Source organism: Thauera sp. 27 (assembly GCF_000310125.2).
Lineage (GTDB): Bacteria > Pseudomonadota > Gammaproteobacteria > Burkholderiales > Rhodocyclaceae > Thauera > Thauera mechernichensis.
In genome coordinates this window covers 102,829-128,313 of the sequence record NZ_AMXB01000012.1, presented here as the reverse complement: position 1 = coordinate 128,313, position 25,485 = coordinate 102,829, and the positions used below count along the sequence as shown (strand labels likewise).

Here is a 25,485-nt window from a genome sequence, read left to right as displayed (position 1 = left end):
CGACAGCGCCATGGCCGCCGCGGTGGCGCCGACCGTCGCCCCGGCGCCACCGCGGGCGACGCCCGAGCCACGCCCGCGCGCGCGCAAGAAGCTGGCAAGTCCGCTCAGCTAGCATGGGAGATCAGCGCCTCGAAGCGAGCCTGCAAGGATTCGAGCTCACGCTGCAACGCGCGCTCTTCGACCAGCTCACCGGTGGCGGTGATGCGGCGCATGGCCACACCGACCGCCAGCACGTCGATCAGCAGCAGATGCAGAATGCGTGACACCATCGACAGGTAGCCTGCCCCCTCTTCCGGGTGCGCGACCTCGAGCGCCACCGTCGCGCGTTGCGCCAGCGCCGAGCCAGCGGCGGTGATCGCAATCACCGCCGCCCCCGCCTGCAGGGCGGCGTCCGCCGCCTGCAGCGTTTCTGCCAGGCTGCCCGACTTGGAAATCGCCACCACCACATCGCCCGGCCCCAACAGGCGCGCGGCCATGAGCTGGATGTGACTGTCGATGTAGGCGTTGCTCGGAATGCTGAAGCGGAAGAACTTGTGCTGGCCGTCGAGCGCGGCGACGCTAGAATTGCCCACGCCGTAGAGTTCGATGCGCCGCGCCGCGGCCAGCAGATCGATAGCACGCTCGATCGCCGCGCCGTCGAGCTGATCGCGCAGCTTCGTGATCGCCGAACTGGTGTTGTTGAAGATCTTCGCCACCAGCTCCGCGCCCGGGTCGCCAATCCGCACCTGACTGTGGCGCACCGGCACGGCGGCGGTGAGGCCAGAGGCGAGCTTGAGCTTGAAGTCCGACAGTCCCTGCATGCCGAGCGAACGGCAGAAGCGGATCACCGTCGGCTGGCTGACCTCAGCCTTGGCCGCGATCTCGGCCACCGGGTCGTTGAGCACCGTGCGCGGCTGCTCCAGCACCAGGCTCGCCACCCGCCGCTCGGCCGGGCTCAGGCTGTCCATGCCCGCGCGGATACGCTCGAGCAACTGCCCGGAGTCCGCATGGTCCTGCAGGTGGTTGCGCAGCACCTCAGCCGCGCCGCACAGGCCGGTCTGGTCGGACAGCACGAGGTAGGTGGGGATGCGCGACACGAAGCCGGTGTAGCGGCCCTTGTCCTCGAACGCGCGGCGAAAGCTGGACTGCTCGATGAAGCCCGCCAGACCGCGCACCAGCGCGCTACCGACATAGATGCCGCCGGTAGCGTTGAGCATCACCGCAACATTGGCCGCCGCGGTGCCAAGCATGCCGCACAGACAGTCGAGAGCACGCCGGCTCAGCGCATCGCCCTCGAGCAGGCCACGCCGCAACACTTCGTCGGGCGAGTCGATGTGCACCGTGAGCCCTTCGTCGGCCGCCAGCGCCTCGCGGATCAGCACCAGGCCGGGGGCCGAGATCAGGCGCTCCGAGGACACGTGCGACCAGCGCCTCCAGGCATGGCGCAGCACGATGAGCTCGGTTTCGTTGGCCGGCGAGAAGGCCATGTGGCCGCCCTCGGAGGCCAGGGTCGCCCAGCGCTCACCATTGGGGATCAGGGCCGACACACCAAGACCGGTGCTGGCACCGATGAGACCGATCACGCCCTCGGCATGCGCTTCGCTGCCACCGATCAGCCGCTTCTCGTTGGGCGTCAGCTTGGGCAGCGCCATCGCCATCGCAACGAAGTCGTTCACCGCGAGCAGGGTGTGCATGCCGAGCGCACCGCGCACCGCCTCGATCGAGAACTGCCAGTCGCGATTGGTCATGCGCACAATGTCGCCGTCGATCGGGTTCGACAAGGCCATTGCCGCATGCAGCGGCCGCGGCCCGTCGATGCCCTCGAGATAGGCGCGGCACACTGCCTCGACGCCTGAATAGTCCGCGCAAGGCAGGTTTGCCGGCTGCTCGAAGGCGCCCGGCGCAACCTCCAGCGCGAAGCGCGCCGTGGTCGCGCCGATGTTGGCGACCAGCCGCGGCCCCGCCGCATAGGTCCCAACCCGCGCCAGCTTCAGCGATTCGTCGTTGCGTCCCATCTCCCCTTCGCTCCTTGATGCGGCTCCACCCGCGAACCCGCAATGATGCCCGACGACGATGCCGAATCAGCGCGCGCGCAGCTGCGAGGCCACGCGCGCACGGCGGCCGATCTCGTCCCAGTCGCGTGCCTTCACCAGCGCATCGGGCGCCAGCCAGGAGCTGCCCACGCACAGGACGTTGGGCAGGGAAAGGAAATCAGCAGCGTTGTCAACGCTGACGCCGCCGGTGGGGCAGAAACGCAGGTCGGGCAGCGGACCGTAGAGCGCCTTCAGCATGCCCACGCTACCGGCCTGCTGGGCAGGAAAGAGCTTGAGCCGGGTGAAGCCGGCCTCGGCCGCGGTCATCGCCTCCGAAGTGGTCATCACGCCGGGCAGCAGCGGAAAGCTCGATTCGCGCGCGGCGGCCGTCAGCCGCGGCGTGAGCCCGGGCGAGACCGCGAAGCGCGCACCGGCGCGCTCGACGGCGACAAGCTGTTCGGGCGTGGTCACCGTGCCGGCGCCCACCACCGCCTCGGGCACGGCCTCGGACAGGCAGGCGATGACCGACATCGCATTCGGCGTGCGCAGCGTCACCTCCAGCACGCGCACGCCATTGTCGACCAACGCGCGCGCGAGCGGCACCGCGTCGACGACCTTCTCGATCACCAGCACGGGCATGACCGGCCCCAGTCCCAGAATCTGGTCCAGCACTTGTTGCTTCGAATCCATGACGACCTCAATGGCAAAAATTCGATTCGATGACGGCGCCAGTCCCCCCGGACCGCGCTCCGCAAGGGCTCAGGCGGGCAGCCCGAAACTCATGGCGCCGTCCTCGGCGCCCGACACATGGCTGCGAAAGCCGCTGAAGAGCTCGCGCCCCATGCCGTGCTGGTTGGCCGACAGGTCCGCCTGCGCAGGCGTGCGCGCGGCCAGTTCGGCGGCGTCGACGCGCAACTCGAGAACGCCCTGCTCGGCATCGACGCGCACGATGTCGCCGTCCTGCACGCACGCGATCAGGCCGCCGTCACAGGCTTCGGGCGTGACGTGGATCGCTGCCGGCACCTTACCCGAGGCGCCCGACATGCGCCCGTCGGTGACCAGGGCCACGCGCTGGCCGTTGTCGAGCAGATTGGCGAGCGTGGGCGTGAGGCCATGCAGCTCGGGCATGCCGTTCGCCCTGGGCCCCTGGAAGCGCACCACGGCGACGAAATCCCCGGTCAGCTCGCCACCCTTGTAGGCGGCGATCAGCGCCTCCTGCGAATGGAAGACCCTCGCCGGCGCCTCGACCACACGCAACTCGGGCGCCACCGCCGACACCTTGGTCACCGCGCGGCCGAGGTTGCCCGCCAGCACCTTCAGGCCACCGTCGGCCGAGAAGGGCTGCGCGGCGGACGTCAGCACGCTGGGCTCCAGGCTCTCGGCCGGCCCCTTGACCCATTGCAGACGGCCATCCTCGAGCAGCGGCTGGCGGCGGTAGAGCGACAGGCCCCGACCGACCACGGTGTCGACCTCCTCGTGCAGCAGGCCGGCGTCGAGCAGTTCGCCGATCAGCAGGCCGGTGCCGCCGGCGGCGTGGAAGGCATTCACGTCGGCACTGCCGTTCGGATAGACGCGGGCGAGCAGCGGCACACAGGTCGACAGTTCGTCGAAATCGGTCCAGTCGATGTGGATGCCGGCGGCACGCGCGATGGCCACCACGTGCAGGGTGTGATTGGTGGAGCCGCCGGTGGCCAGCAGCGCGACGATCGCATTGACGATGGTGCGCTCGTCCACCATGCGCCCGATCGGCGTGTAGTGGCCGCCCTCGCGCGTGATCGCCGCCGCCTGGCGCGCGGCTTCGCGGGTCAGCGCCTCGCGCAGCGCGGTGCCAGGCGGCACGAAGGCGGCGCCCGGCAGGTGCAGACCCATCACCTCCATCAGCATCTGGTTGCTGTTGGCCGTGCCATAGAAGGTGCAGGTGCCGACCGAGTGGTAGGCGCGCGCCTCGGCCTCGAGCAGCTCGGCCTTGCCGATCTCGCCAGCGGCATAGCGCTGGCGGATCGCCGCCTTCTCCTTGTTCGACAAGCCTGAGCCCATCGGCCCGGCGGGCACGAACACCGTCGGCAGGTGACCGAAGGAGAGCGCGCCGATCAGCAGGCCAGGCACGATCTTGTCGCACACGCCGAGGCACAGCGCGGCGTCGAACATGTTGTGCGACAGCGCCACCGCTGTCGCCATCGCGATCACGTCGCGCGAGAACAGAGACAGCTCCATGCCGGGCTGGCCCTGAGTGACGCCGTCGCACATGGCCGGCACGCCACCGGCGAACTGCGCCGTGGCGCCCGCCTCGCGCGCTGCCTGCTTGATCCACTCAGGAAAGGCATGAAAGGGCTGATGCGCCGACAGCATGTCATTGTAGGACGACACGATGGCCAGGTTGGGCCGGCGCTGCTCGCGCAGCATGATCTTGTCGCCGGCGGGCGCCGCGGCAAAACCGTGGGCGAGATTGGTGCACGACAGCGAGCCGCGCAGCGGACCAGCGCGCGAGGCGTCGTCCACACGCTGCAGGTAAGCCGCGCGGGTCTGGGCACTGCGAGCCTGGATGCGGCGAGTCACGCGCTCCAGCGTCGAGTGGATGGCCATCGGGATACTCTCCATTCAAGGTGTAGTCAAATAGTAGTTTAACTACATCTCTTTTGCAAGCTCCTCGTACACCTCTGAGCCTGCGAAACGCGGAACTCCTGCTGAATTTACGCATACATTCCCCTCAAGTCAGGGCGCAGCACGGAGTGCGGACAGCAGAGCCGTGGAGGGAATTTAGTCCAAAGCGCTTGCGTTTTGTAGTTTTCCTACTTATAGTCAAATTAACGATCCACATGCCCCTTCTCATCAACACGCGAGATCAAGATGTCACTACACACTGGACAAGACGTCGTTCTCTTCGGCGGCACGGGTGACCTGGTGATGCGCAAGCTGCTGCCCGCGCTCTACCACCTGCACTGCGCCAACATGCTCGGCGCCGACGTCTCGATCATCGGCGTCGCTCGCGAGACGCTCGACACCACGGGTTACCGCCAGCTCGCCGCCGAGCAATGTGAACGCTTCCTGAAGGGACACTTCGACACCGCACATTGGAATGCTTTCGAAGCCCGCCTCCACTACGTCGCGCTCGACGCGCGTGATGCTTCCGGCTTCGTCCCATTACGCGAACGCCTGGGCGCGGTCACCAGCCGCTCGCAGGTCTATTACCTTTCGACCGCCCCGGCCTTGTTCACCGCAATCTGCCGCCACCTGCACGAGACCGGGCTGATCACATCCGCCAGCCGCGTAGTGCTGGAGAAGCCGCTCGGCCATGACCTCACCTCGTCTCGCGAGATCAACGACGAGGTCGGCCGTTACTTCGGCGAGCAGCAGATCTATCGCATCGACCACTATCTTGGTAAGGAGTCGGTGCAGAACCTGCTGGCGCTGCGCTTCGGCAACGCGCTGTTCGAGCCCCTGTGGCGGCGCGAGTGGGTGAGCGACGTGCAGATCACCGTCGCCGAGCAGATCGGCGTCGAGTCGCGCGCAGAGTTCTACGACAAGACCGGCGCCCTGCGCGACATGGTGCAGAACCACCTGCTGCAGTTGCTGTGCATCGTCGCCATGGAGCCGCCGGCCTCGATCGACGCCGACGCGGTGCGTGACGAGAAACTCAAGATCCTGCGCGCGCTGCGCCCGATCGGCGAGGACGAGGTGCCGCTGCGCACCGTGCGCGGCCAGTACCGTGCCGGCGCCAGTGGCGGCCAGCCGGTGCCGGGCTACCTGGACGAGCCGGGCATCGTCGCCGGCAGCCGCACCGAGACCTTCGTCGCGCTTCAAGCCAACGTCGACACCTGGCGCTGGGCCGGCGTGCCCTTCTACCTGCGCACCGGCAAGCGCATGCAGGAGCGCCTGGCGGAAATCGTCATCAACTTTCGCGCCGTGCCGCATTCGATCTTCGGCAAGCCGGCCGCGGCACTGCAGAACAACCGCTTGGTCATCACCATGCAGCCCGACGAGAGCGTCAAGCTCCACCTGCAGGCCAAGCGCCCTGGCGACCAGATGCTGCTGAACCCGGTGTCGCTCGACCTCGACTTCACCGAGGGCGCGCAGAGCCGCCGCCTGGAGGCCTACGAGCGCCTGCTGATGGACGTGATGCGCGGCAACCTGACGCTGTTCGTGCGCCGCGACGAGCAGGAAGCGGCGTGGAAGTGGGTCGAGCCCATCATGTCGAGCTGGCACGACTCGGGCGAACCGCCCAAGTCCTACACCGCCGGCACCTGGGGCCCGGCCGCCTCCACCGCCCTGCTGGGGCGCGAGGGCTTCCACTGGCACGAGGAGGTCTGAGCATGATCGAGTTGCAGCGCTTTGCCGACACCGCAGCGCTCGACGCCGCGCTCGCCGAAGCCATCGTGCAGTCGCTGCGCGAGGGCATCTACCAGCGCGGCGCCGCTAGCCTGGTGGTGTCGGGCGGCCGGACGCCGCGCGGCATGTTCGCGCGGCTGGCTGCCGCCCCGCTGGCCTGGGACCGCGTCACGATCACACTCGCCGACGACCGCTGGGTGCCGGAAGACCATCCCGACAGCAATGGACGCAGCGTTCGCGAGGCCCTGTTGCGCGACAACGCCACGCAGGCGCGCTTCGTACCGCTCTACCGCGACGCGGCCGAGCCCTGGTCGGCGCTTGCCGCCAGCGCCGCCGCGCTCGCCGCGCTGCCACGACCCTTCGACGCGGTGGTGCTCGGCATGGGTGAAGACGGCCACACGGCCTCGCTGTTTCCCGCAGCCGACACCGCGCCGGCGCCGTGCGACGCCACCACCCCCGATCTGATCGGTGTGCGCCCCACCCGTGCGCCGCACGACCGCATCTCGATGACCCCGCCGGCGCTGCTTAACACCCGCCTGCTTGCGCTGCACTTCACCGGCACAGCGAAGTGGTCGGTGCTGTGCGAGGCGCTAAAGCCCGGCCCGCTTGACCAATACCCGATCCGCAACGTACTGCAACAGGAAGAGGTCCCCTGCCGTGTGTTCTGGACGACCTGACCGCGCCACCCGCCTGGTCGCCGACATCGGCGGCACCAATGCGCGCTTCGCCCTCGCCGGGGCGCCCGGCGCCGCGCCCAGCCACATCCGCGTGCTGCCCTGCGCGGACTTCGCCGGCCCGGAACAGGCGGTGCGCGCCTATCTTGCCGCCGAGGGGGTGTCCCTGCCGCGCGTCGCCGCCTTCGGAATCGCCAATCCGGTGACGGGTGACTGCGTGGCGATGACCAACCATCACTGGGCGTTCTCGGTGGATGGCCTGCGCGCCACCCTCGGCCTCGAGCGCCTGCTGCTGATCAACGACTTCACCGCGCTCGCACTGTCGCTGCCGCACTTGACTGGGGCCGAGCTCGAACAGGTCGGTGCCGGCGTAGCCCTGCCCGGCCAGGCGATCGCCCTGCTCGGCGCCGGGACCGGTCTGGGCATCTCCGGGCTGGTGCCGGCGGGCGACGCGCTGGTCCCGCTGCAGGGCGAAGGCGGCCATGTCACCCTGCCCGCCGGCACGCCGCGCGAAGCGAATCTGATCGCGCTACTGGCCGAGCGCTACGGCCACGTATCGGCCGAACGCGTGCTGTCGGGCCCTGGCCTGGTGGCGCTGCACGACGCGCTGCGCCATCTCGACGGCCGGCCCGGGCTCGAGCTCGACAGCGCGACGATCAGCTCGCGCGGCCTCACCGGCCAGTGCCCGGTGTGCACCGAGACGCTGCACCTGTTCTGTGCCCTGCTCGGCACAGTGGCCGGCGACCTGGCGCTGACGCTGGGCGCCCGCGGCGGCGTATTCGTGGGCGGCGGCATCGTGCCACGCCTGGGCGAGTTCTTCGCCCGCTCAGCCTTCCGCGAGCGCTTCATCGCCAAGGGCCGCTTCCGCGGCTACCTCGAGAAGATTCCGACGCGCGTGATCCGCGCGCCCTATGCAGCGCTCACTGGCGCCGCGCATGCCCTCGACACCGCCTTTGCGGTCGGCTTTGACAGCCGCGCGCAGCAGGGCGCATCCACCATTCCATTCGCCTGACCCGAAGGACACGCCGAACATGAGCAAGGCCCTCCCCAGCTGGCAAGCCCTCGCCGCCCACCGCAACGACATCGCCGAGCACCAGCTCAAGGACCTCTTCGCCGCAGACCCCGGCCGCAGCAGCCGCATGTGCACCGAGGCCTGCGGCCTCTTCCTCGACTATGCGAAGAACCGCGTGGACGACACCACCCTCAGCCTGCTGTTCCAGCTCGCCCGCGAAACCGGCGTCGTCGAGCGCCGCGAGGCGATGTTCGCGGGTGAGCGCATCAATGTCACCGAAGGCCGCGCCGTGCTGCACACCGCGCTGCGCAAGCCTGCCGGCAGCGTGATCACTTTCGACGGCGACAACGTCGTCGATGCGGTGGTAGCGGTGCGCGAACGCATCCGCATCTTCAGCGACAGCGTGCGCGACGGCCAGTGGCAGGGCTTTGACGGCCGCGCGGTCACCGACATCGTCAACATTGGCATCGGCGGTTCCGACCTCGGCCCGCTGATGGCTTGCGAGGCCCTGCGCGAGATCGCCCACCCGCGGCTGCGCCTGCACTTCGTCTCCAATGTCGATGGTGTACAAATCGATGCACTGCTGGGCACGCTCGATCCGGCCACCACCTTGTTCATCGTCGCCTCCAAGACCTTCACCACCCAGGAGACGCTGACCAACGCCCACACCGCACGCAGCTGGCTGCTGGCACACGCCCGCAACGAGGAAGCGATCGCGCGCCACTTCGTCGCCGTGTCCACCAATGCCGAGGCGGTATCGCGCTTCGGCATCGACACCGCCAACATGTTCGGCTTCTGGGACTGGGTGGGCGGTCGCTACTCGATGTGGAGCGCGATCGGCCTGCCGATCGTGCTGCAGATCGGCGCCGAGCATTTCGACGCCCTGCTCGCCGGCGCCCACGCGATGGACGAGCATTTCCGCAGCGCGCCGCTCGAGCGCAATCTGCCGGTCATCCTCGCCCTGCTCGGCATCTGGAACATCGACTTCCTCGATGCGCCCACCCAGGTCATCGCCCCCTACCACCAGGGTCTGCACCGTCTGCCCGCCTACCTGCAGCAGCTCGACATGGAGTCGAACGGAAAGTCGGTGCGGCTGGACGGCAGCCCGGTCGATTGTCAGACCAGCCCAGTGATCTGGGGTGAGCCTGGAATCAACGGCCAGCACGCTTATTTCCAGATGCTGCACCAGGGCACGCGCTTCGCGCCGGTCGACTTCATCGGCGTGCTTGAGCACCCCGCCCGCCTGCATGAGCACCACCGCATCGCCTTCGCCAACATGGTCGCGCAGGCCGAGGCGCTGATGCGCGGCAAGACCGCGGCCGAGGTTGAGGCCGAGATGCGCGCCGCCGGCCTGCCCGAGGAACGCGTCGCGATGCTGATCCCGCACCGAGTGTTCGGCGGCAACCGCCCGAGCAACACCCTGCTGCTCGAGCGCCTAGACCCCCTCACCCTCGGCGCCCTGATCGCGCTCTACGAGCACCGTACCTTCGTGCAGGGCGTGGTATGGGGCGTCAATTCCTTCGACCAGTGGGGCGTCGAGCTTGGCAAGCAGCTCGCCGCTCACGTGCTCGACGATCTCGCCGGCGCGGACGACCAAAGTGCCCACGACGGCAGCACCGCGGCGCTGATCGAGCGCTACCGCAGCCACGCCCGCAGCGTCGGCGCCCCGGCCTGAGCGCCACCCCAGGAGACATCGTGAGCACTTCGCGCAATACCAAGATCCTCGCCACCCTCGGCCCGGCGAGCTCGGACCTGGACACCATCCGCGCCCTGCATGCAGCCGGCGCCGACGTGTTCCGCCTGAACTTCAGCCACGGCACGCATGAGGACCACGCCGCCCGCGCCGAGCTGATCCGCCGCGTGGCGGCCGAGACTGGCCGCCCGATCGGCATCCTCGCCGACCTGCAAGGCCCCAAGCTGCGCATCGGCACCTTCGCCGACGGCGCGGTGAGCCTCAAGCGTGGCGAGCGCATCCGCTTCGACGCCGACCCCACGCCGGGCGATGCCCGCCGCGTGTGCCTGCCGCACCCCGAGATCATCGCCGCCTCGGCGGTGGGCGACCTGCTGCTGCTCGACGACGGCCGCATCCGCCTCGAGGTGTGCACGGCGCAGCCCGACGCGCTCGAGTTGGTGGCGCTCAATGACGGCGTGCTGTCGAACCGCAAGGGCGTGAATGTGCCCTCGGCCACCCTCGATCTGTCGCCGCTGACGGCGAAGGACCTCGCCGACCTCGACTTCGCCCTCGGCCTGGGCGTCGATTGGGTGGCGCTGTCCTTCGTGCAGCGGGCCTCCGACGTCGCCGAAGCACAGGCCCGCATCGGCGGCCGCGCCGCATTGATGGCCAAGATCGAGAAGCCCTCGGCGATCACCGACATCGAGGCCATCCTCGCCACCGCCGACGGCATCATGGTGGCGCGCGGCGACCTCGGCGTGGAGATGCCGGCCGAGGAAGTGCCCGGCCTGCAGAAGAAGCTGGTGCGCCTGGCGCGCGCCGCCGGCAAGCCGGTGGTGGTCGCCACCCAGATGCTGGAGTCGATGGTGAGCGCCCCCGCGCCCACCCGCGCCGAGGCCTCGGACGTCGCCACCGCGGTGTTCGACGGCGCCGACGCGGTGATGCTGTCGGCCGAGTCCGCGTCCGGCCAATACCCACTCGAGGCGGTGCAGATGATGTCGCGCATCATCTGCCGCACCGAGGCCGATCCGCTGCACCGCCAGTACGTCGACACCGTCGCCGCCAACATGCAGGCGAGCGGCACCGACGCCATCGGCACTGCGATCCGCAGCATCACCGCGATGATGCCGGTGTGCGCCACCGTGGCCTTCACCGCCACCGGCGCCACCGCGCTGCGCATCGCGCACCAGCGCCCGCAGTCACGCATCCTGTGCCTGACCCCGTCCACGCGTGTCGCCGGCCGCCTGACGGTGGCCTGGGGCGTGCGCCCGCGGGTGTCCACCGCCACCGGCACGGTCGAGGAAATGGTCGATGCCGCGGTCGCCGCCTGCCGCAGCGACGACCTGGTGCGCCCCGGCGAGGCCGTGATCGTCACCGCCGGCGTGCCCTTCGGCACCCCCGGTACGACCAACCTGCTGCGTCTGGCCTGGCCGAGCGCGCTGCCCGCCTGAGACGGCCGCCCCCTCCACACCCTCGAACATCGAACAGGAACCCCGCCACCATGGACATGAAGCTCAACCCGATGCAGAAGAAACTGCACGACCTCTTCCCCGCCGAAGCCGACATTCCCGAGGACTGCCGCGTGCTCGCGCCGCTGCACCAGCGCTCCATCCTGCTCAACGGCGAGATGCAGATCTGGAAGGGCGAGACGCGCGCGGTGTTCTCACCGGTGCATGTGCGCACTGGCAGCGGCAGCCTGGCGCCAGTCGAGCTCGGCAGCTTCCCGGTCACCGGCACCGCCGAGGCCGACGCCGCGATCGCCGCCGCCACCCAGGCCTACGACAACGGCCGCGGACGCTGGCCGACGATGTCCGTCGCGGAGCGCATTGCCTGCGTCGAGAACTTCACCAACCAGATCGTCGCCCGCCGGCGCGAGATCGTGAACCTGATCATGTGGGAGATCGGCAAGAGCCTGGCCGACTCGGAGAAGGAGTTCGACCGCACGATCGACTACATCAAGGCCACGATCGCCGAGTTGAAGAGCCTGGACAACGCCAACTCGCGCTTCCAGATCGTCGACGGCACGATCGCCCAGATCCGCCGCTCGCCGCTGGGCATCGTGCTGTGCATGGGTCCGTACAACTACCCGATGAACGAGACCTTCTGCACGCTGATCCCGGCGCTCATCATGGGCAACGTGGTGTTGTTCAAGCCGCCGCGCTTCGGCGTGCTGCTCTACTACCCGATGCTGGAGGCCTTCCGCAGCGCCTTCCCGGCGGGTGTCATCAACATCATCTACGGCCAGGGCAGCGTCGTCGTGCCGCACATCATGGGCTCGGGCAAGGTCAATGTGCTGGCCCTGATCGGCACCAGCAAGGTCGCCGACCAGTTGAAGAAGGCCCACCCCAAGACCAACCGACTGCGCGCGGTGCTCGGGCTGGAGGCCAAGAACGCCGCGATCATCCTGGCCGATGCCGACATCGAGCTGACGGTGAAGGAATGCATCGCCGGCACGTTGTCCTTCAACGGCCAGCGCTGCACCGCGATCAAGATGATCCTGGTGCACCAGGCGATTGCCGACCAGTTCCTGCGCCGCTTCAACGAGGAGATCGCCAAGCTGAAGATCGGCATGCCGTGGGAGAAGGGCGTGATGCTGACCCCGCTGCCCGAGATGCAGAAGGTCGATTACATGAACGAGTGCATCGCCGACGCCGTCGCCCAGGGCGCCAAGGTGCTCAACGCCGACGGCGGCAGTTCGGTGGAGACACTGTTCTACCCGGCGGTGGTGTTCCCGGTGAAGGCCAGCATGAAGCTCTACCGCGAGGAGCAGTTCGGCCCGGTGATCCCGGTGGCGCCCTTCGAGGACGTCGAGACCGCGCTCGACTACGTGATCACTTCCGACCACGGCCAGCAAGTGAGCGTGTTCGGCAGCGATCCGGACCAGATCGCGCACCTGGTCGATCCGCTGGTGAACCAGGTCTGCCGCGTCAACATCAACTGCCAGTGCCAGAGGAGCCCCGACGTCTTCCCCTTCGCCGGGCGCAAGGACTCGGCCGAGGGCACGCTGTCGGTGCATGACGCGCTGCGCTCGTTCTCGATCCGCACCATGGTCGCGGCCAAGCAGACCGAGGCGAGCAAGAAGCTGCTCGACAGCATCGTGCTCGGCAACAAGTCGAACTTCGTGAACACGCGTTTCATCCTCTGATCGCGCTTCATTCGCCGACCCCGCTTCATCCCCTGATTCGCCGCTCATCCGCGTGCCGCAGCCTACGGCACCGGGGCGAGGACTCCCCGCCTCTGCCCCGGGCCGCCCTGCGCGCACGCGGACCCCAACCCATCAGTCGACAACACGCTTTCCGGACCATCACCATGTACGAAATCGCTTCCATCGACGCGCTCGAGATCCTCGACTCCCGCGGCAACCCCACCCTGCAGGCCACGGTGCGCCTGGCCTCTGGCCACCTCGGCCGCGCCGCCGTGCCCTCGGGTGCCTCCACCGGCCAGCGTGAAGCGCTCGAACTGCGCGACGGCGACCCCGCGCGCTTCGGCGGCAAGGGCGTGCTGAAGGCGCTCGGCCACATCGAAGGGCCCATCGCCGCTGCGCTCAAGGGCCGCGACGCCAGCGACCAGGCCGCCATCGACCGCCTATTGTGCGAGCTCGACGGCAGCGCCGACAAGTCCGCCCTCGGCGCCAACGCGCTGCTCGCGGTGTCGATGGCGAGCGCCCACGCCGGTGCCGCCGCGCGCGGCCTGCCGCTCTACCGTCACGTCGGCCACGCCGAGCGCGGCTTCGTGCTGCCTGTGCCGCTGATGAACGTGATGAATGGCGGCGCGCACGCCAACAACAGCCTGGACGTGCAGGAATGCATGATCGTGCCGCACGGTTTCGCGCGCTTCGGCGACGCGCTGCGCGCCGGCGTCGGCGTCTTCCATGCCCTGCGCAAGCTACTCGACGGCCGTGGCCTGCCCACCTCGGTGGGCGACGAGGGCGGCTTTGCCCCCAACGTCGCCGGGACCCGGGAGGCCCTCGACCTGATCCTCGCCGCGATCGAACTCGCCGGCTACAAGGCGGGCGGCGAGATCTCGCTCGCGCTCGACTGTGCCGCGTCCGAGTTCCACCACGACGGCCGCTACCGCCTCGACGGCGAGGGTGCCAACTACAGTCGCGCCGAGTTCGTCGGCTATCTCGCCGAGCTGGTCAACGACTATCCGATCATCAGCATCGAGGATGGCATGGCCGAGGACGACTGGACCGGCTGGGGCTGCCTCACCGACCGCCTCGGCCGCCGCACCCAGCTCGTCGGCGACGATCTCTTCGTCACCAACACCGCGATCCTGGCCGAAGGGATCGACAAGGGCATCGCCAACGCCATTCTGATCAAGCCGAACCAGATCGGTACGCTCAGCGAGACCCTGGCGGCGATGGAGATGGCGCGCAAGGCGGGCTATGCCTCGATCGTGTCGCACCGCTCGGGCGAGACCGGCGACACCACCATCGCCGACCTCGCGGTGGCCACCGCCTGCGGCCAGATCAAGACCGGCTCGGCCAGCCGCTCGGACCGCGTCGAGAAGTACAACCGCCTGCTCGCGATCGAACGCGAGCTCGGCGCCGACGCCCGCTTCGCCGGCTCGCAGGCCTTCGTCGCGCGCTGAACGCGCACAACCGTTTCCTCCCTTGGTCCGGCCCCGCCTGGTCTCCCTTCCCAATCCCCGGGGCCGGACCTTCTTTTTGCACCCCCAGACGGCGTACGCTGAACGCCGTTCAAGGATCCAGGCACCATGGCGCACCCGACCCCAGACCGACCCCATCGCATCGTCATCGTCGGCGGCGGTGCCGGCGGCCTCGAACTCGCCACCCGACTCGGGCGCAGGCACGGCAGCAAGGGCGAGATCGAGGTTGTGCTCGTCGACCGCACCCGTACCCACATGTGGAAGCCGCTGCTGCATGCGGTCGCCGCCGGCAGCCTCAACATCCACGAAGAGCAGATCGACTTCCTCTACCAGGCGCGCTGGAACGGCTTCACCTACTGCCGCGGGCCGATGACCGGTCTCGACCGCGCAGCGCGCCAGATCGTCGTCGGCGAGGTGCGCGGCGACGACGGCGACCTGGTGCTGCCCGAGCGTCGGCTGGCCTACGACACGCTGGTGCTCGCCGTGGGCTCGCTGTCCAATGACTTCGGCACGCCCGGCGTCGCCGAGCATGCCTACAAGCTCGACGCGGCCTGGGAGGCCCACCTCTTCCACCGCAAGCTGGTCAACGCCTGCTTTGCCGCCGACCACAGCCTGCCCGGCGCCGACGGCCGGCTCGACATCGTCATCGTCGGCGCCGGTGCCACCGGCGTCGAGCTGGCGGCCGAGCTGCACAACACCACCCGCATGCTGGCCGGCTACGGCCTGCGCAACATCGACCCCGAGCGCCATATCCGCATCCGCCTGATCGAGGCCGGCCCGCGCATCCTGCCCGGACTGTCGGAGCCGCTGTCGGCCGCCGTCGCCGGTGTGCTGAGCGACCTCGGCGTGAGCATCGATACCGGGGTCAAGGTCACCGCGGTGACGCCCACCACCGTGCACACCGCCGATGGCGCAGAGTTTCCCGCCAACCTGGTCGTGTGGGCAGCCGGCATCCGCGCGCCCGCCTTTCTGCACGCGCTCGACGGCCTGGAATGCGACCGCATCGACCGCCTGGTGGTCGACGACTGCCTGCGTACGACCGTGGACAAGAACATCTTCGCCTTCGGCGACTGCGCCGCCGCACCCTGGAACGGCGGCCCCACCTGCCTGCCGCCACGTGCCCAGGTCGCCCACCAGCAGGCCGGCCACCTCGCCCGCGTGCTGCCCCCGCGCTTGCACGGCAAAGCCCCCCTGCCCTTTCGCTATCGCGACCAAGGCTCGCTGGTCTCGCTCGGCCGTCACCACACGCTGGGCAACCTGATGGGCTTCATCCGCGGCAAGGGCATCCGCATCGAGGGCATGGTGGCGAGCCTGATGTACTGGTCGCTGTATCGCAGCCACCTGATCGCCCTGCACGGTTTCTGGAAGACCGCAGTCGACACCCTCACCGGCTGGCTGCGCCGCCAGACCGACCCCCATGTGAAGCTGCACTAACGCCAACATCAGGGGGATAGGTCCATTCCCGGCCGGCCCACAATCCCGGCGTCCCCGCGCACCACCTGGCCACCTCACACCGACGCCAACTCCGTCCTAAAGCATTTAAATCCAGTTTCTTTACTAAACCTTCTTGACAGTCTAATCGAAAGACACTTTAATAAACCTAGTTGATTTATTAATAGACAAGCAAGAGCCTTTCGGGGTCGGGAGGAGTCAGGATGGACACGAACCAAGACGGACGCGGCGCGGGTACGATGGGTCTGCGCCGCCCGAACGACCGCCGCCTGTTCCAGCTGCTGCACCGCCTGGGCGAAGCCTCGAAGGCCGAGCTCGCGCGCCGCACCCAGCTCACCAGCACGGCAGTCGGCACCATCATCCAGGTGCTCGAGCAGGAAGGCCTGGTCACACCCACCGGGCGCCGCATCGAGGGCCAGCGCGGCCAGCCCGCCACCCTGGTGAGCATCAACTCAAAGGGCGCCTTCGGCATCGGCGTGCGCCTCGACCGCGACGCGATCGAGACCATCCTGGTCGACCTCGGCGGCGACATCATCGGCCGCCGGGTGCACGACTGCCTGCTGCCCGCCCCCGCCGATGCGCTCGCGCTGGTGGTGAAGGACATCACCGCCCTGCTCTCCCCGCTCGGGGCCGAGGAGCGAGCCCGCGTCGCCGGCGTCGGTGTCGCCCAGCCCTACAACCTCGGCGCCTGGCTCGGCGAACTCGGCCTCGACAACCCAAGCTTCGCCGAGTGGGACCGCTTCGACTTCGGCGCCGCACTCGAGCACGCCGCCGGCCTGCCAGTGTATGCCGAGAACGACGGCAACGCCGCCGCGATCGCCGAGCTGTTCTATGGCTGCGGCCGCAAGTACGACGACTTCCTGTACGTATTCATGGGCCCGGCGATCGGTGCCGGCATCGCCCTCGGCGGCACCTGCGTGCGCGGCGTCAGCGGCAACGCCGGCGACATCGCAGTGATGCCGGTGCCGGCGAGCCGCCTGCCCTCGGCGCCTGCGCCGACGGGCAAATGGACGATGCTGCTGGCACGTGCTTCGCTCAATGCGCTGGTACGCCACCTGCGCTGGCACGGCGAGCAGCTCGACACCCATGTCGATCTCGGCCCCTTCATCCGCGACGGCCATCCGGCGGTGGATGAATGGCTGCAGGACTGCGTCGATGCGCTCGCGCCAGCCGTGCGCTCCGCGCACGCCATGCTCGACGTGCCGGTGGTAGTGCTCGATGCCGACGTCGATTTCGGCCTGATCGAGCGCCTGCGCGAGGCGCTCGCCCGCGAACTGCGCGACACCGCTCCCGAGGCGCGCGGCGTGCCCGACATCGTGCGCGGCACCTTCGGCAGCGACGCCGGCGCGATCGGTGCCGCCAGCCTACCGATGTTCTTCAATTTCTCGCCACGCTCCGAGGTGCTGAACAGCGGCAACCGCGTAAACGAGGAGGCGCAACATGCCTGAGCATAAGGACAAGGCCCCAGTGCTGGAGATGCGCGGCATCTCCAAGACCTTCCCTGGCGTGCGCGCACTGAACGAGGTATCGCTGACGCTGTATCCGGGCGAAGTGCATTCGCTTATGGGCGAGAACGGCGCCGGCAAATCGACGCTGATGAAGATCCTGTCGGGCGCCTACACCGCCGACGCCGGCGGCGAGATCCGCATCGGCGGCCAAGCGTTCACCATCGCCGGCCCGCAGTCGGCACGCGAGCAGGGCGTCGCGGTGATCTACCAGGAGCTCGCGCTGTGCCCCAGCCTCACCGTGGCCGAGAACATCTACCTCGGTCGCGAGCTGCGCCACGGCCTTCGCGTGGCGCGGCGCGAGATGGAAACCGCGTGCACCGGCATCCTCGAACGCCTGGGCGCCGGATTCCGCGCCACCACCCTAGTCGACACGCTGTCGATCGCCGAGCGCCAGCTGGTCGAGATCGCCCGCGCACTCGAGGCGAAAGCACGCATACTGGTGATGGACGAGCCAACCACGCCGCTATCGTCTCGCGAGACCGACCGCCTGTTCGCGCTCATCCGCCAGCTGCGCGCCGAGGGCATGGCGATTGTCTACGTCAGCCACCGCATGGCAGAGATCTACGAGCTGTCCGACCGCGTCAGCGTGCTGCGCGACGGCACCTACGTCGGTACGCTCGAGCGCGCCGAGCTGTCCGCCGACCGCTTGGTGCAGATGATGGTGGGACGCGACATCTCCGGCTTTTACAGGAAGGAACACGCGCCCTACGACCCCGGCCACGTGGTGCTGTCGGTGCGCGAAATGCGCGACCGCCACGACGGCGGTCGGGTCAAGGGATGCGGCTTCGACCTGCACGCGGGCGAGGTGCTCGGCATCGCTGGCCTGGTCGGCGCCGGCCGGACCGAACTGGCGCGCCTGATCTTCGGCGCCGACGAGCGCGTCGCCGGTGCGGTTTGCATCGAGGGCACGCCGGTGGCGATCCGCACGCCGCTCGACGCGATCCAGGCCGGCATGGCTTACCTCACCGAGGACCGCAAGGGCCGCGGCCTCTTCCTCGACATGAGCGTGGGCGACAACATCAACACCTGCGCCTGCTCGAGCGACGCCCGCGGCTTCGGCGTGCTCGACCTGGTGCGCGGTCGCAGGCGCGCCGTCGACGCGATCCGCGAGCTGGCGATCAAGGTGCCCAGCCCCAAGGTCAATGTCGGCGCGCTGTCGGGCGGCAACCAGCAGAAGGTGCTGCTGTCGCGCCTGCTCGAGATCCACCCCAAGGTACTGATCCTCGACGAACCCACGCGTGGGGTGGACATCGGTGCCAAGTCCGAGATCTACCGCATCATCAACGCGCTCGCCCGCCGTGGCGTGGGCGTCATCGTGATCTCGAGCGAGCTGCCCGAGGTGGTCGGCACCGCCGACCGCGTGCTGGTGATGCGCGAAGGCGAGATTGTCGGCGAGCTCGGCGGCCGCTCCGGCCGCAGCATCACCCAGGAATCCATCATCGAACTTGCCACCGGCGCCGGAAGCGGCACGGCAGACCCCCTGCGCGTAGCAGCCTGAGCCGCGCCCACGCCCACGAACACGAACACGAACACGAAAAGAGAACCAGGAGACCCATCATGACTTCAACCGCCCTGGGCGCAACCGCCGCCAACCCCCGCGAGCAGTTCCAGTCCCTGATGCGCGCGGTCGGCATGCTGCCCGTGCTGATCCTGCTGATGATCGGTTTCGGGCTGATCGCCGAGTCCTTCTTCACCGTGCAGAACTTCTCGATCATCGCCCAGCAGGCCTCGATCAACATCGTGCTCGCGGCCGGCATGACCTTCGTCATTCTCACCGGAGGCATCGACCTGTCGGTGGGCTCCATCCTCGCCGCGGCCGCGGTGGTGGCGCTGATCGTGTCCGGCATCCCCGACATCGGCATGCTCGGCATTGCCGCCGCGCTGCTCACCGGCCTGATCTTCGGCCTCATCAATGGCGGCCTGATCGCCTTCCTGAAGCTGCCGCCCTTCATCGTCACCCTCGGCGCGCTCACCGCGGTGCGCGGCGTCGCCCGACTGATTGGCGACGACAAGACCGTGTTCAACCCTGACCTGCCCTTTGCCTTCATCGGCAACGACAGCATCCTGGGCGTACCCTGGCTGGTGGTGATCGCCGCCACGGTGATCATCGGTTCCTGGTTCATCCTGCGCCGCACCGTGCTCGGCCTGCATATCTACTCGGTGGGCAGCAACCCCGAAGCCGCCCGCCTGTCCGGCATCAAGGTGTGGAAGGTGCTGCTGACCGTATATGCGATCTCGGGCCTGCTCGCCGGCCTAGGCGCAGTGATGACCTCGTCCCGCCTGATGGCCGCCAACGGCCTGCAGTTGGGCCAGTCCTACGAGCTCGACGCGATCGCTGCGGTCATCCTCGGCGGCACCAGCTTCGTCGGCGGCGTCGGCACCATCGTCGGCACCCTGATCGGTGCGCTGATCATCGCCGTGCTCACCAACGGCCTGGTGCTCGTCGGCGTGTCCGACATCTGGCAATACATCATCAAGGGACTTGTGATCATCGGCGCCGTCGCCCTCGACCGCTACCGCCAGTCCGGCGCCCGCACCTGACCCGACCGCTGCCCGACCCGCACTCCAAGTGCTTTCCCACACCATGCGCCCGGCTGCTGGTCGCCGGGCGCAGCCGACATCCACGACCAGCGAGGAGACCCCCATGCTCAACAAGAAACTCGCCGCCGCCGGCCTCGCCCTGGTGCTCGCCAGCGGCTTCGCCCAAGCCCGTGACATCAAGTCCATAGGCATCACTGTCGGTTCGCTCGGCAACCCTTTCTTCGTCACCATCGCCAAGGGCGCGGAGGCGAAGGCGAAGGCGCTGAATCCGGACGTGAAGGTGCTGGCGGTGTCGGCCGACTACGACCTCAACAAGCAGTTCACTCAGATCGACAACTTCATCGCCGCCGGCGTCGACATGATCCTGCTCAACGCCGCCGATGCGCGCGCGATCGAACCGGCGGTGAAGAAGGCCCAAAAGGCAGGCATCGTCGTGGTCGGTGTCGACGTCGCGGCGGCCGGCGCGGATGCGGTGGTGCAAACCGACAACGTGCAGGCGGGCGAGATCGCCTGCCAGTACATCGTCGATCGGCTCGGAGGCAAGGGCAACGTGATCATCCAGAACGGGCCGCAGGTGTCGGCGGTGATCGACCGCGTCAATGGCTGCAAGGCAAAGCTCGCCGCCGCACCCGACATCAAGGTGCTTTCCGACGACCAGGACGGCAAGGGATCGCGCGAAGGTGGTCTGAATGTGATGCTCGGCCACCTGACCCGCTTCCAGAAGGTCGATGCGGTGTTCACGATCAACGATCCGCAGGCCATCGGCTCGGATCTGGCCGCCCGCCAGCTCAAGCGTAGCGGGATCGTCATCGCGTCAGTGGACGGCGCCCCCGACATCGAGGACGCGATCCGCAACAAAACCCTGGTCGAGGCCTCGGCCAGCCAGGACCCGTGGCTGATGGCGCAGCGCGCGGTGGAGATCGGTCACGGCATCCTGAACGGCAAGACACCCGAACAGCCGATGGTGCTGATCCGCTCAGAACTGATCACGCGGGACAACGTCGCCGACTACAAGGGCTGGTCGGCGCCGCGCTGAGCACACGCCCGGCCCGAGGCCGAGCGGTGCACGGAGGCGTCCCCCTTCCGCCGCCGCTTGCGTCGCTTCACGGACGGCTCCGCACTCCCTCTCCTCGCGTAGTCGTCCGTCTTTCTTCCGAACCTGCACCTGCGGAAACCCCTATGTTCATCGTCTGTGGCGAAGCGCTTTTCGACGTCTTCATCGGTGCCGAGTCCGGCCGCTCCCTGCACCTCGAAACCCACCCGGGCGGTTCGCCCTTCAACGTCGCGATCGGTCTCGCCCGCCTCGGTCAGTCGGTCTCCTTCCTCGGCGGTGTTGCCTGCGACATGCTCGGTGACCGCCTGCACAAGGTGCTCGAGGCCGAAGGTGTGGGCACCGCCACCGTGCAGCGCTTCGACGCGCCAACCACGCTGGGCATGGTCGAAGTGGCCGCCGACGGCGTGCCACGTTACGCTTTCTACGGCAACGGCGCCGCCGACCGCCTGCTCACCGCCGAAGCCTTGCCCGTACTCGACGAAGCGGTGCGCGCGATCCATCTGGGCTCCTTCGCCACCGTGGTGGAACCCGTCGCGAGCGCGCTCGAAGCGCTGATACGGCGCGAGCGGGACCGCCGCCTGATCGCCTACGACCCCAACATCCGTCTCAACGTGGAACCCTCGGTGGAGCGCTGGCAGGACAAGGTCGAAACGGTCGCCGGCCTGGCCCATTTCGTGAAGATCAGCGACGAGGACGCCCACCTGCTCTACGCTGGCACCGCCGACGATACACTCGCCGAGCGCTGGCTGGCCGCCGGGGCGAAGCTTGTGGTGATGACCCGCGGAGGCGCGGGTGCCAGCGCCTGGAACGCGACCGGCCGGGTGGACATTGCCGCCCCACGGGTGAGCGTGATTGATACCGTCGGCGCCGGCGACACCTTCCAGGCCGCCAGCCTGACCTGGCTGGCCGAGAACGAGTTCCTGAATGCGGACTCGCTCGCCGGTCTCGATGCCGACCGGGTGGGCGCGCTGCTACGGTTCGCGGCGCAGAGCGCGGCGATCACCTGCTCGCGCCGCGGTGCCGACCTGCCCCGGCGCGCCGAGGTGGGTGCGACCTGAGGCGGACACGGCGGCGCGAACGCCCTGCCGCCCTCCGCTGCCCCCTGCCCGCCGGGTGGCGTGGCGCAGCCGACCGCCATGCAGGAGGCGCTGCGCGCCGCTCAGCCGGCGAAGGCTGCACACTCCGCCTCAGTGAGCGGCAGGGGCAGCATGCGGCCGAGACCTGCCGCCGCCACCACCGTTTCCAGCACCGCCATCGTCGCCACCGCCTGTGCCGGTGGCACCGGATTGGCGCCGTGACCGCAGATGGCCTCGGCGACCGCGCCGTAGAAGACCTCATAGCGGCCGCGCGCGACCGGCAGCTCGATGATCTCGCCCTCGCCGCGATGCAGGCGGACCGGCCGGGCATCCTTCGCCCACTCGGTATCACCCGGCGCGACACCGGCCTTGAGTTGCTCCTCCTGCACGTCGAGGCCGTGGCGGACCCAGCTTCCCGCCGTGCCGTGTGCGGCAAAGCGCGGCAGCCCGCCGCCGACCAGCATCGACGCCGACAAGCTCACCTTCAGGTTGCCATATTCGAGCCAGGCCTCGAAGCCATCGTCGGCAACGGCGCCGTCGCGCTGCCGGCTCAGCCGCCCGCCCACCCGCGCGGGCAGGCCGAAGAGCTGCAGCGCCTGGTCGATCAGATGCGGGCCGAGATCGAGCCAGATCCCGCCCCCCTCGTTCGCGCGCTCGCGCCAGCGATCCTGCACCTGCGGCCGGAAGCGGTCGAAGCGCGATTCCAGCCAGGTGAGGCGGCCAATCTGCCCGCTCGCCAACACCTCGCGCAGGGCAAGAAAATCGCCGTCCCAGCGCCGGTTCTGAAACACCGCCAGCAGGCGGCCAGTCGACGCCGCGAGTGCCGCCAGCCGGCGCGCGTCGGCCAAGCTCAGCGTGAATGGCTTGTCCACGACGACGTGCCTACCGGCGCGCAATGCGGCCTCGGCGAGCGGTGCATGGGTCGCGTTCGGGCTTGCAATCGCCACCAGGTCGATGTCGGGGCGCAGGACCGCCTCCTCCGGCAGCTCAACCACCTCGACACCGGGTAGCGCATGCGCCAGCTCGTCACGCCGGCGACTCACCACCAGCGCCAGCTCGAGACCAGGGGCGTGGCGGATCAGCGGCGCATGAAAGATGCGGCCAGCAGCGCCGTAGCCGATCAGCGCAACGCGCAGCGGGGCCTCAGCCATGGCCGGCCGCTTTAGTCCGGGGCCAGCCCATAGCGTCGGTCACCACGACGAGCGGCTGCATGGCCGCCTCGAACCGCACACCGCAGCGGAAACTGCGCGCGGCTCCGGGCGGCAGGCTGATCGCGACCTCGCAGTCGGCACGATTGAAGGCATCGGTCATGGTCTCGACCGGCTCGATGGTTACCGAACGCCATGCGCCCCGTTCCAGCGTGTCGCCAGTAAACAGATGAACGAGCCCGCCCTGCTGCCACACGGTCAGGCCGCAACCGCGCACCGGATCGCGCAGCCGGCTGTGGATCAGCTCATCCTCATCGGCCATCAGTCCGGCCAGGCAGGCGTCAATCACCGCCCGACCGAGCACGCCCCCGGCGCAGAAAGTCAGCCCCGGCCGGGCCTCCAGCGGGGCGTAGGCGCCCTCCTCCTCGTCACACAGCACTACGCCTTCGATGTCGCCGAAGTGGCTGGCCTTGACCCGGAAACGCGGTTGGCGGCCCCTCTCGCACTCGGTGACATCACCGCACGCAGGAGTTCCACCTGCGGAGGCGGGTGTCGTCGATGGCCGGGGCTTCCTTTCGCTGAGCGACAAGCGCATTACGGCTCCAATTATTAAATCAAGTTTTATTATTTAAATGTCAGGCCGGTTGACTGTCAAGTCCGCAACCTGTGAGACAACCCGGACGAACCCGCTTCCGCTGCTGCGACGAACGATTTCTGTCCAGATTCAGTGGGGACCTCGCGGCCCGGCATGCGATGCGACCGCCGCAGCCGCCGAGCGCCGACCGCCTCCACTCGGCCGTGGCGCGCAGTAATCTCCGCAACCTTCTCACTTCGTCACGTTGCCCGATCAGGGTCCGCGCATGGCTCACGGTCCGAACTGCGACCGAAGCGCCACCGACGAACCGTATTGCCTGGATCTCCTTTAGCGAAGGTATCCGTTTCGTCACGCACCTCCTTGGCGCCTAACGAAACCGGACAGCTCACGTTCCACCAGTCTGGGGCGTTCATGCGCACCCTGAACTCGGCTTCTGCCCCGTCGATGCAATTACCCCACACCTGCATCTTCGGTGCGCGGTACTCTAGTATCTCACCCCGCTGATAAGCGGCCTCCACGGGACTGGGAGTCTGCGCGGCAGAGCGCTGGAGAGGGGCGTAGTGGGGGTGAATCAGCGAACGGAGCGTCGCGCATGGAAGTCGTGGGCTGCCGTGCCCAGATTGGCGAGGGTGGAATGGCGGTGTTTTCGTGGGCAAGTCGGTGCGCCGGCCAGCGGCCGCACAGCGACATGGCGATTCGGATAGCCCGCCAGGCCCGCGGCTGGAGCAATGGCGATCCCGTACCGGGCGCCACCCAGGGTCATCGCCACATTGAATGTCTCGACCGTTTGCTCCCGCTCTTGCAGCCCGCCATCAAACGCTCGATGCACAGAGTGATGAGCCATGGTTCATGGGTCGTCGACTACGAGCAGATCACGGACTGCTTAAGCACTTTCTAGTACGGCACGTCGCGATAGGCCGACGGATCGGAGCGCTTGGTCATGGAGGCCGCCAGCGTGTCATGAATCACCAGCTCACTGCCGAGCTGCTGAATCCGCTCGATGGGCGAAGGATATACTGGCTAAATGTCGGCTCGTGGTGACCGCCACCCCGGCCCTGAGGTAACCTTCAGTTCCCAGAGGCCATCGCGCCACCTGTCCGGCGGGAGCTTCTCGGGGCGGCGAAGAGGTCACGCTGACGCGCTTGCTCAGGGGCGGTCAGCACGCAAGAGGGTAACCTTGACGGTATATCAGAAATCGAATCGCACCCAGATCTCGCAGAATATGAGCTTCATTACAAGATTCGAGGTCCGCTCCGGCACCATTTACCAAAGCTGAAGTCCATGCACTGCGGCCCGGATAGGGCCTGCGCCCTCTTTTCGCTGGACGCCCGCCTTGATCGTACTGAATCTGTCCTGTCCCGATGAACACGTATTCGAAGGCTGGTTCGCCTCCAGCGCAGCCTTTGAGGATCAGCTTGCCCGCGGTCTGGTGAGCTGTCCGATCTGTGGCAGCAGCGGCATCCGCCGCCTGCCCAGCGCCCCCTACGTGCAGACCCGCACGTCCATGCCCGGCACACGCAAGTCAGTTGGCGCGGATGAACATGCTGGCCAACCCGCAAGCGCTGCCTCCTCGCCACCCTCACAAGTGATTGCGCAGGTTGTCCATGCCCTGCGCAATCTGGCGCGCGACGCCGAGGACGTGGGCGAGCGCCTGCCGGAGGAGGCGCGGCGCATCCACTACGGCGAAGCCGAGGCACGCAACATCCGCGGAGCCGCATCACGCGACGACGTCGAGGCGTTGCTCGACGAAGGCATCATGGTGCTACCCGTACCCGTCAAGGACGACGATCTGCACTGAAGCGCA

The 25,485-nt window shown here is 68.3% G+C and carries 20 protein-coding genes; 15 read left to right on the top strand and 5 right to left on the bottom strand.

What is annotated here, in order from left to right:
• Positions 1 to 104 precede the first annotated feature (104 nt).
• The 3 genes from glk to edd form a co-directional block, all read right to left on the bottom strand.
• Positions 105 to 1,994 (bottom strand): glucokinase, encoded by a 1,890-nt coding sequence (glk, locus tag B447_RS08770; RefSeq protein ID WP_002938835.1) that lies wholly within the window; start codon positions 1,992 to 1,994, stop codon positions 105 to 107.
• Between the two features lie 66 nt (positions 1,995 to 2,060).
• On the bottom strand, positions 2,061 to 2,702 hold the full coding sequence (locus B447_RS08765; protein WP_002938834.1) for a bifunctional 4-hydroxy-2-oxoglutarate aldolase/2-dehydro-3-deoxy-phosphogluconate aldolase: 642 nt from the start codon (positions 2,700 to 2,702) through the stop codon (positions 2,061 to 2,063).
• A gap of 69 nt (positions 2,703 to 2,771) precedes the next feature.
• Positions 2,772 to 4,595: a phosphogluconate dehydratase gene (edd, locus tag B447_RS08760; RefSeq protein ID WP_002938829.1), complete on the bottom strand. Its 1,824-nt coding sequence runs from the start codon at positions 4,593 to 4,595 to the stop codon at positions 2,772 to 2,774.
• 264 nt (positions 4,596 to 4,859) lie between these two features.
• On the opposite strand from edd, the gene zwf reads away from it, so the two are divergent.
• The 13 genes from zwf (at position 4,860) to B447_RS08695 (ending at position 21,920) form a co-directional block, all read left to right on the top strand.
• Complete coding sequence (gene zwf / locus B447_RS08755) at positions 4,860 to 6,320, top strand: glucose-6-phosphate dehydrogenase (protein WP_002938827.1); 1,461 nt, start codon at positions 4,860 to 4,862, stop codon at positions 6,318 to 6,320.
• A 2-nt stretch (positions 6,321 to 6,322) separates the two neighbouring features.
• Positions 6,323 to 7,015: a 6-phosphogluconolactonase gene (gene pgl, locus B447_RS08750; RefSeq protein WP_002938826.1), complete on the top strand. Its 693-nt coding sequence runs from the start codon at positions 6,323 to 6,325 to the stop codon at positions 7,013 to 7,015.
• Entirely contained in the window at positions 6,996 to 8,024 is a 1,029-nt protein-coding gene (locus B447_RS08745; RefSeq protein ID WP_002938822.1) for a glucokinase, read from the top strand. The genes pgl and B447_RS08745 overlap by 20 nt, the downstream gene beginning before the upstream one ends.
• Before the next feature lie 19 nt (positions 8,025 to 8,043).
• Positions 8,044 to 9,699, top strand: coding sequence for a glucose-6-phosphate isomerase (gene pgi / locus B447_RS08740; protein ID WP_002938819.1), 1,656 nt, complete (start codon positions 8,044 to 8,046; stop codon positions 9,697 to 9,699).
• Positions 9,700 to 9,719: 20 nt separating this feature from the next.
• Entirely contained in the window at positions 9,720 to 11,147 is a 1,428-nt protein-coding gene (pyk, locus tag B447_RS08735; RefSeq protein ID WP_002938817.1) for a pyruvate kinase, read from the top strand.
• Positions 11,148 to 11,197: 50 nt separating this feature from the next.
• Complete coding sequence (locus tag B447_RS08730; RefSeq protein WP_002938816.1) at positions 11,198 to 12,841, top strand: NADP-dependent glyceraldehyde-3-phosphate dehydrogenase; 1,644 nt, start codon at positions 11,198 to 11,200, stop codon at positions 12,839 to 12,841.
• Between the two features lie 164 nt (positions 12,842 to 13,005).
• A complete protein-coding gene (eno, locus tag B447_RS08725; protein WP_002938814.1) occupies positions 13,006 to 14,289 on the top strand; it encodes a phosphopyruvate hydratase in 1,284 nt (427 codons plus the stop codon).
• A gap of 126 nt (positions 14,290 to 14,415) precedes the next feature.
• Positions 14,416 to 15,741: an NAD(P)/FAD-dependent oxidoreductase gene (locus B447_RS08720; RefSeq protein WP_002938810.1), complete on the top strand. Its 1,326-nt coding sequence runs from the start codon at positions 14,416 to 14,418 to the stop codon at positions 15,739 to 15,741.
• 221 nt (positions 15,742 to 15,962) lie between these two features.
• Positions 15,963 to 17,207 carry an ROK family transcriptional regulator gene (locus B447_RS08715; protein ID WP_002938807.1) on the top strand — a complete coding sequence of 415 codons (1,245 nt, stop codon included), beginning with the start codon at positions 15,963 to 15,965 and terminating at the stop codon, positions 17,205 to 17,207.
• Positions 17,200 to 18,765, top strand: coding sequence for a sugar ABC transporter ATP-binding protein (locus tag B447_RS08710; protein ID WP_002938804.1), 1,566 nt, complete (start codon positions 17,200 to 17,202; stop codon positions 18,763 to 18,765). The genes B447_RS08715 and B447_RS08710 overlap by 8 nt, the downstream gene beginning before the upstream one ends.
• Positions 18,766 to 18,824: 59 nt before the next feature.
• Positions 18,825 to 19,808, top strand: coding sequence for an ABC transporter permease subunit (locus tag B447_RS08705; protein WP_002938803.1), 984 nt, complete (start codon positions 18,825 to 18,827; stop codon positions 19,806 to 19,808).
• 103 nt (positions 19,809 to 19,911) lie between these two features.
• The gene (locus tag B447_RS08700; protein ID WP_002938802.1) at positions 19,912 to 20,844 is read left to right on the top strand and encodes an ABC transporter substrate-binding protein; all 933 of its coding nucleotides are present in this window, start codon (positions 19,912 to 19,914) and stop codon (positions 20,842 to 20,844) included.
• Between the two features lie 143 nt (positions 20,845 to 20,987).
• Positions 20,988 to 21,920 carry a carbohydrate kinase family protein gene (locus B447_RS08695; protein WP_002938800.1) on the top strand — a complete coding sequence of 311 codons (933 nt, stop codon included), beginning with the start codon at positions 20,988 to 20,990 and terminating at the stop codon, positions 21,918 to 21,920.
• 101 nt (positions 21,921 to 22,021) lie between these two features.
• Here the strand turns inward: B447_RS08695 and B447_RS08690 are convergent, their stop codons facing one another.
• A complete protein-coding gene (locus B447_RS08690) occupies positions 22,022 to 23,089 on the bottom strand; it encodes an oxidoreductase (RefSeq protein ID WP_002938799.1) in 1,068 nt (355 codons plus the stop codon).
• On the bottom strand, positions 23,082 to 23,681 hold the full coding sequence (locus B447_RS08685) for a hypothetical protein (protein WP_002938796.1): 600 nt from the start codon (positions 23,679 to 23,681) through the stop codon (positions 23,082 to 23,084). Before B447_RS08685 ends, B447_RS08690 begins: the two co-directional genes overlap by 8 nt.
• A gap of 592 nt (positions 23,682 to 24,273) precedes the next feature.
• On the opposite strand from B447_RS08685, the gene B447_RS22525 reads away from it, so the two are divergent.
• Positions 24,274 to 24,579, top strand: coding sequence for a hypothetical protein (locus B447_RS22525; RefSeq protein WP_002938795.1), 306 nt, complete (start codon positions 24,274 to 24,276; stop codon positions 24,577 to 24,579).
• A 435-nt stretch (positions 24,580 to 25,014) separates the two neighbouring features.
• The gene (locus B447_RS08675; RefSeq protein ID WP_002938794.1) at positions 25,015 to 25,479 is read left to right on the top strand and encodes a DUF1178 family protein; all 465 of its coding nucleotides are present in this window, start codon (positions 25,015 to 25,017) and stop codon (positions 25,477 to 25,479) included.
• Positions 25,480 to 25,485 lie beyond the last annotated feature (6 nt).

Coding starts and splice junctions, on each gene's coding strand:
- zwf (WP_002938827.1), top strand. CDS start 4,860: ATGTCACTACACACTGGACAAGACGTCGTTCTCTTCGGCGGCACGGGT.
- B447_RS22525 (WP_002938795.1), top strand. CDS start 24,274: ATGGAAGTCGTGGGCTGCCGTGCCCAGATTGGCGAGGGTGGAATGGCG.
- B447_RS08695 (WP_002938800.1), top strand. CDS start 20,988: ATGTTCATCGTCTGTGGCGAAGCGCTTTTCGACGTCTTCATCGGTGCC.
- glk (WP_002938835.1), bottom strand. CDS start 1,994: ATGGGACGCAACGACGAATCGCTGAAGCTGGCGCGGGTTGGGACCTAT.
- B447_RS08730 (WP_002938816.1), top strand. CDS start 11,198: ATGGACATGAAGCTCAACCCGATGCAGAAGAAACTGCACGACCTCTTC.
- B447_RS08705 (WP_002938803.1), top strand. CDS start 18,825: ATGACTTCAACCGCCCTGGGCGCAACCGCCGCCAACCCCCGCGAGCAG.
- eno (WP_002938814.1), top strand. CDS start 13,006: ATGTACGAAATCGCTTCCATCGACGCGCTCGAGATCCTCGACTCCCGC.
- B447_RS08685 (WP_002938796.1), bottom strand. CDS start 23,681: ATGCGCTTGTCGCTCAGCGAAAGGAAGCCCCGGCCATCGACGACACCC.
- pgi (WP_002938819.1), top strand. CDS start 8,044: ATGAGCAAGGCCCTCCCCAGCTGGCAAGCCCTCGCCGCCCACCGCAAC.
- B447_RS08700 (WP_002938802.1), top strand. CDS start 19,912: ATGCTCAACAAGAAACTCGCCGCCGCCGGCCTCGCCCTGGTGCTCGCC.
- B447_RS08710 (WP_002938804.1), top strand. CDS start 17,200: ATGCCTGAGCATAAGGACAAGGCCCCAGTGCTGGAGATGCGCGGCATC.
- pgl (WP_002938826.1), top strand. CDS start 6,323: ATGATCGAGTTGCAGCGCTTTGCCGACACCGCAGCGCTCGACGCCGCG.
- edd (WP_002938829.1), bottom strand. CDS start 4,595: ATGGCCATCCACTCGACGCTGGAGCGCGTGACTCGCCGCATCCAGGCT.
- B447_RS08720 (WP_002938810.1), top strand. CDS start 14,416: ATGGCGCACCCGACCCCAGACCGACCCCATCGCATCGTCATCGTCGGC.
- B447_RS08690 (WP_002938799.1), bottom strand. CDS start 23,089: ATGGCTGAGGCCCCGCTGCGCGTTGCGCTGATCGGCTACGGCGCTGCT.
- B447_RS08715 (WP_002938807.1), top strand. CDS start 15,963: ATGGACACGAACCAAGACGGACGCGGCGCGGGTACGATGGGTCTGCGC.
- B447_RS08765 (WP_002938834.1), bottom strand. CDS start 2,702: ATGGATTCGAAGCAACAAGTGCTGGACCAGATTCTGGGACTGGGGCCG.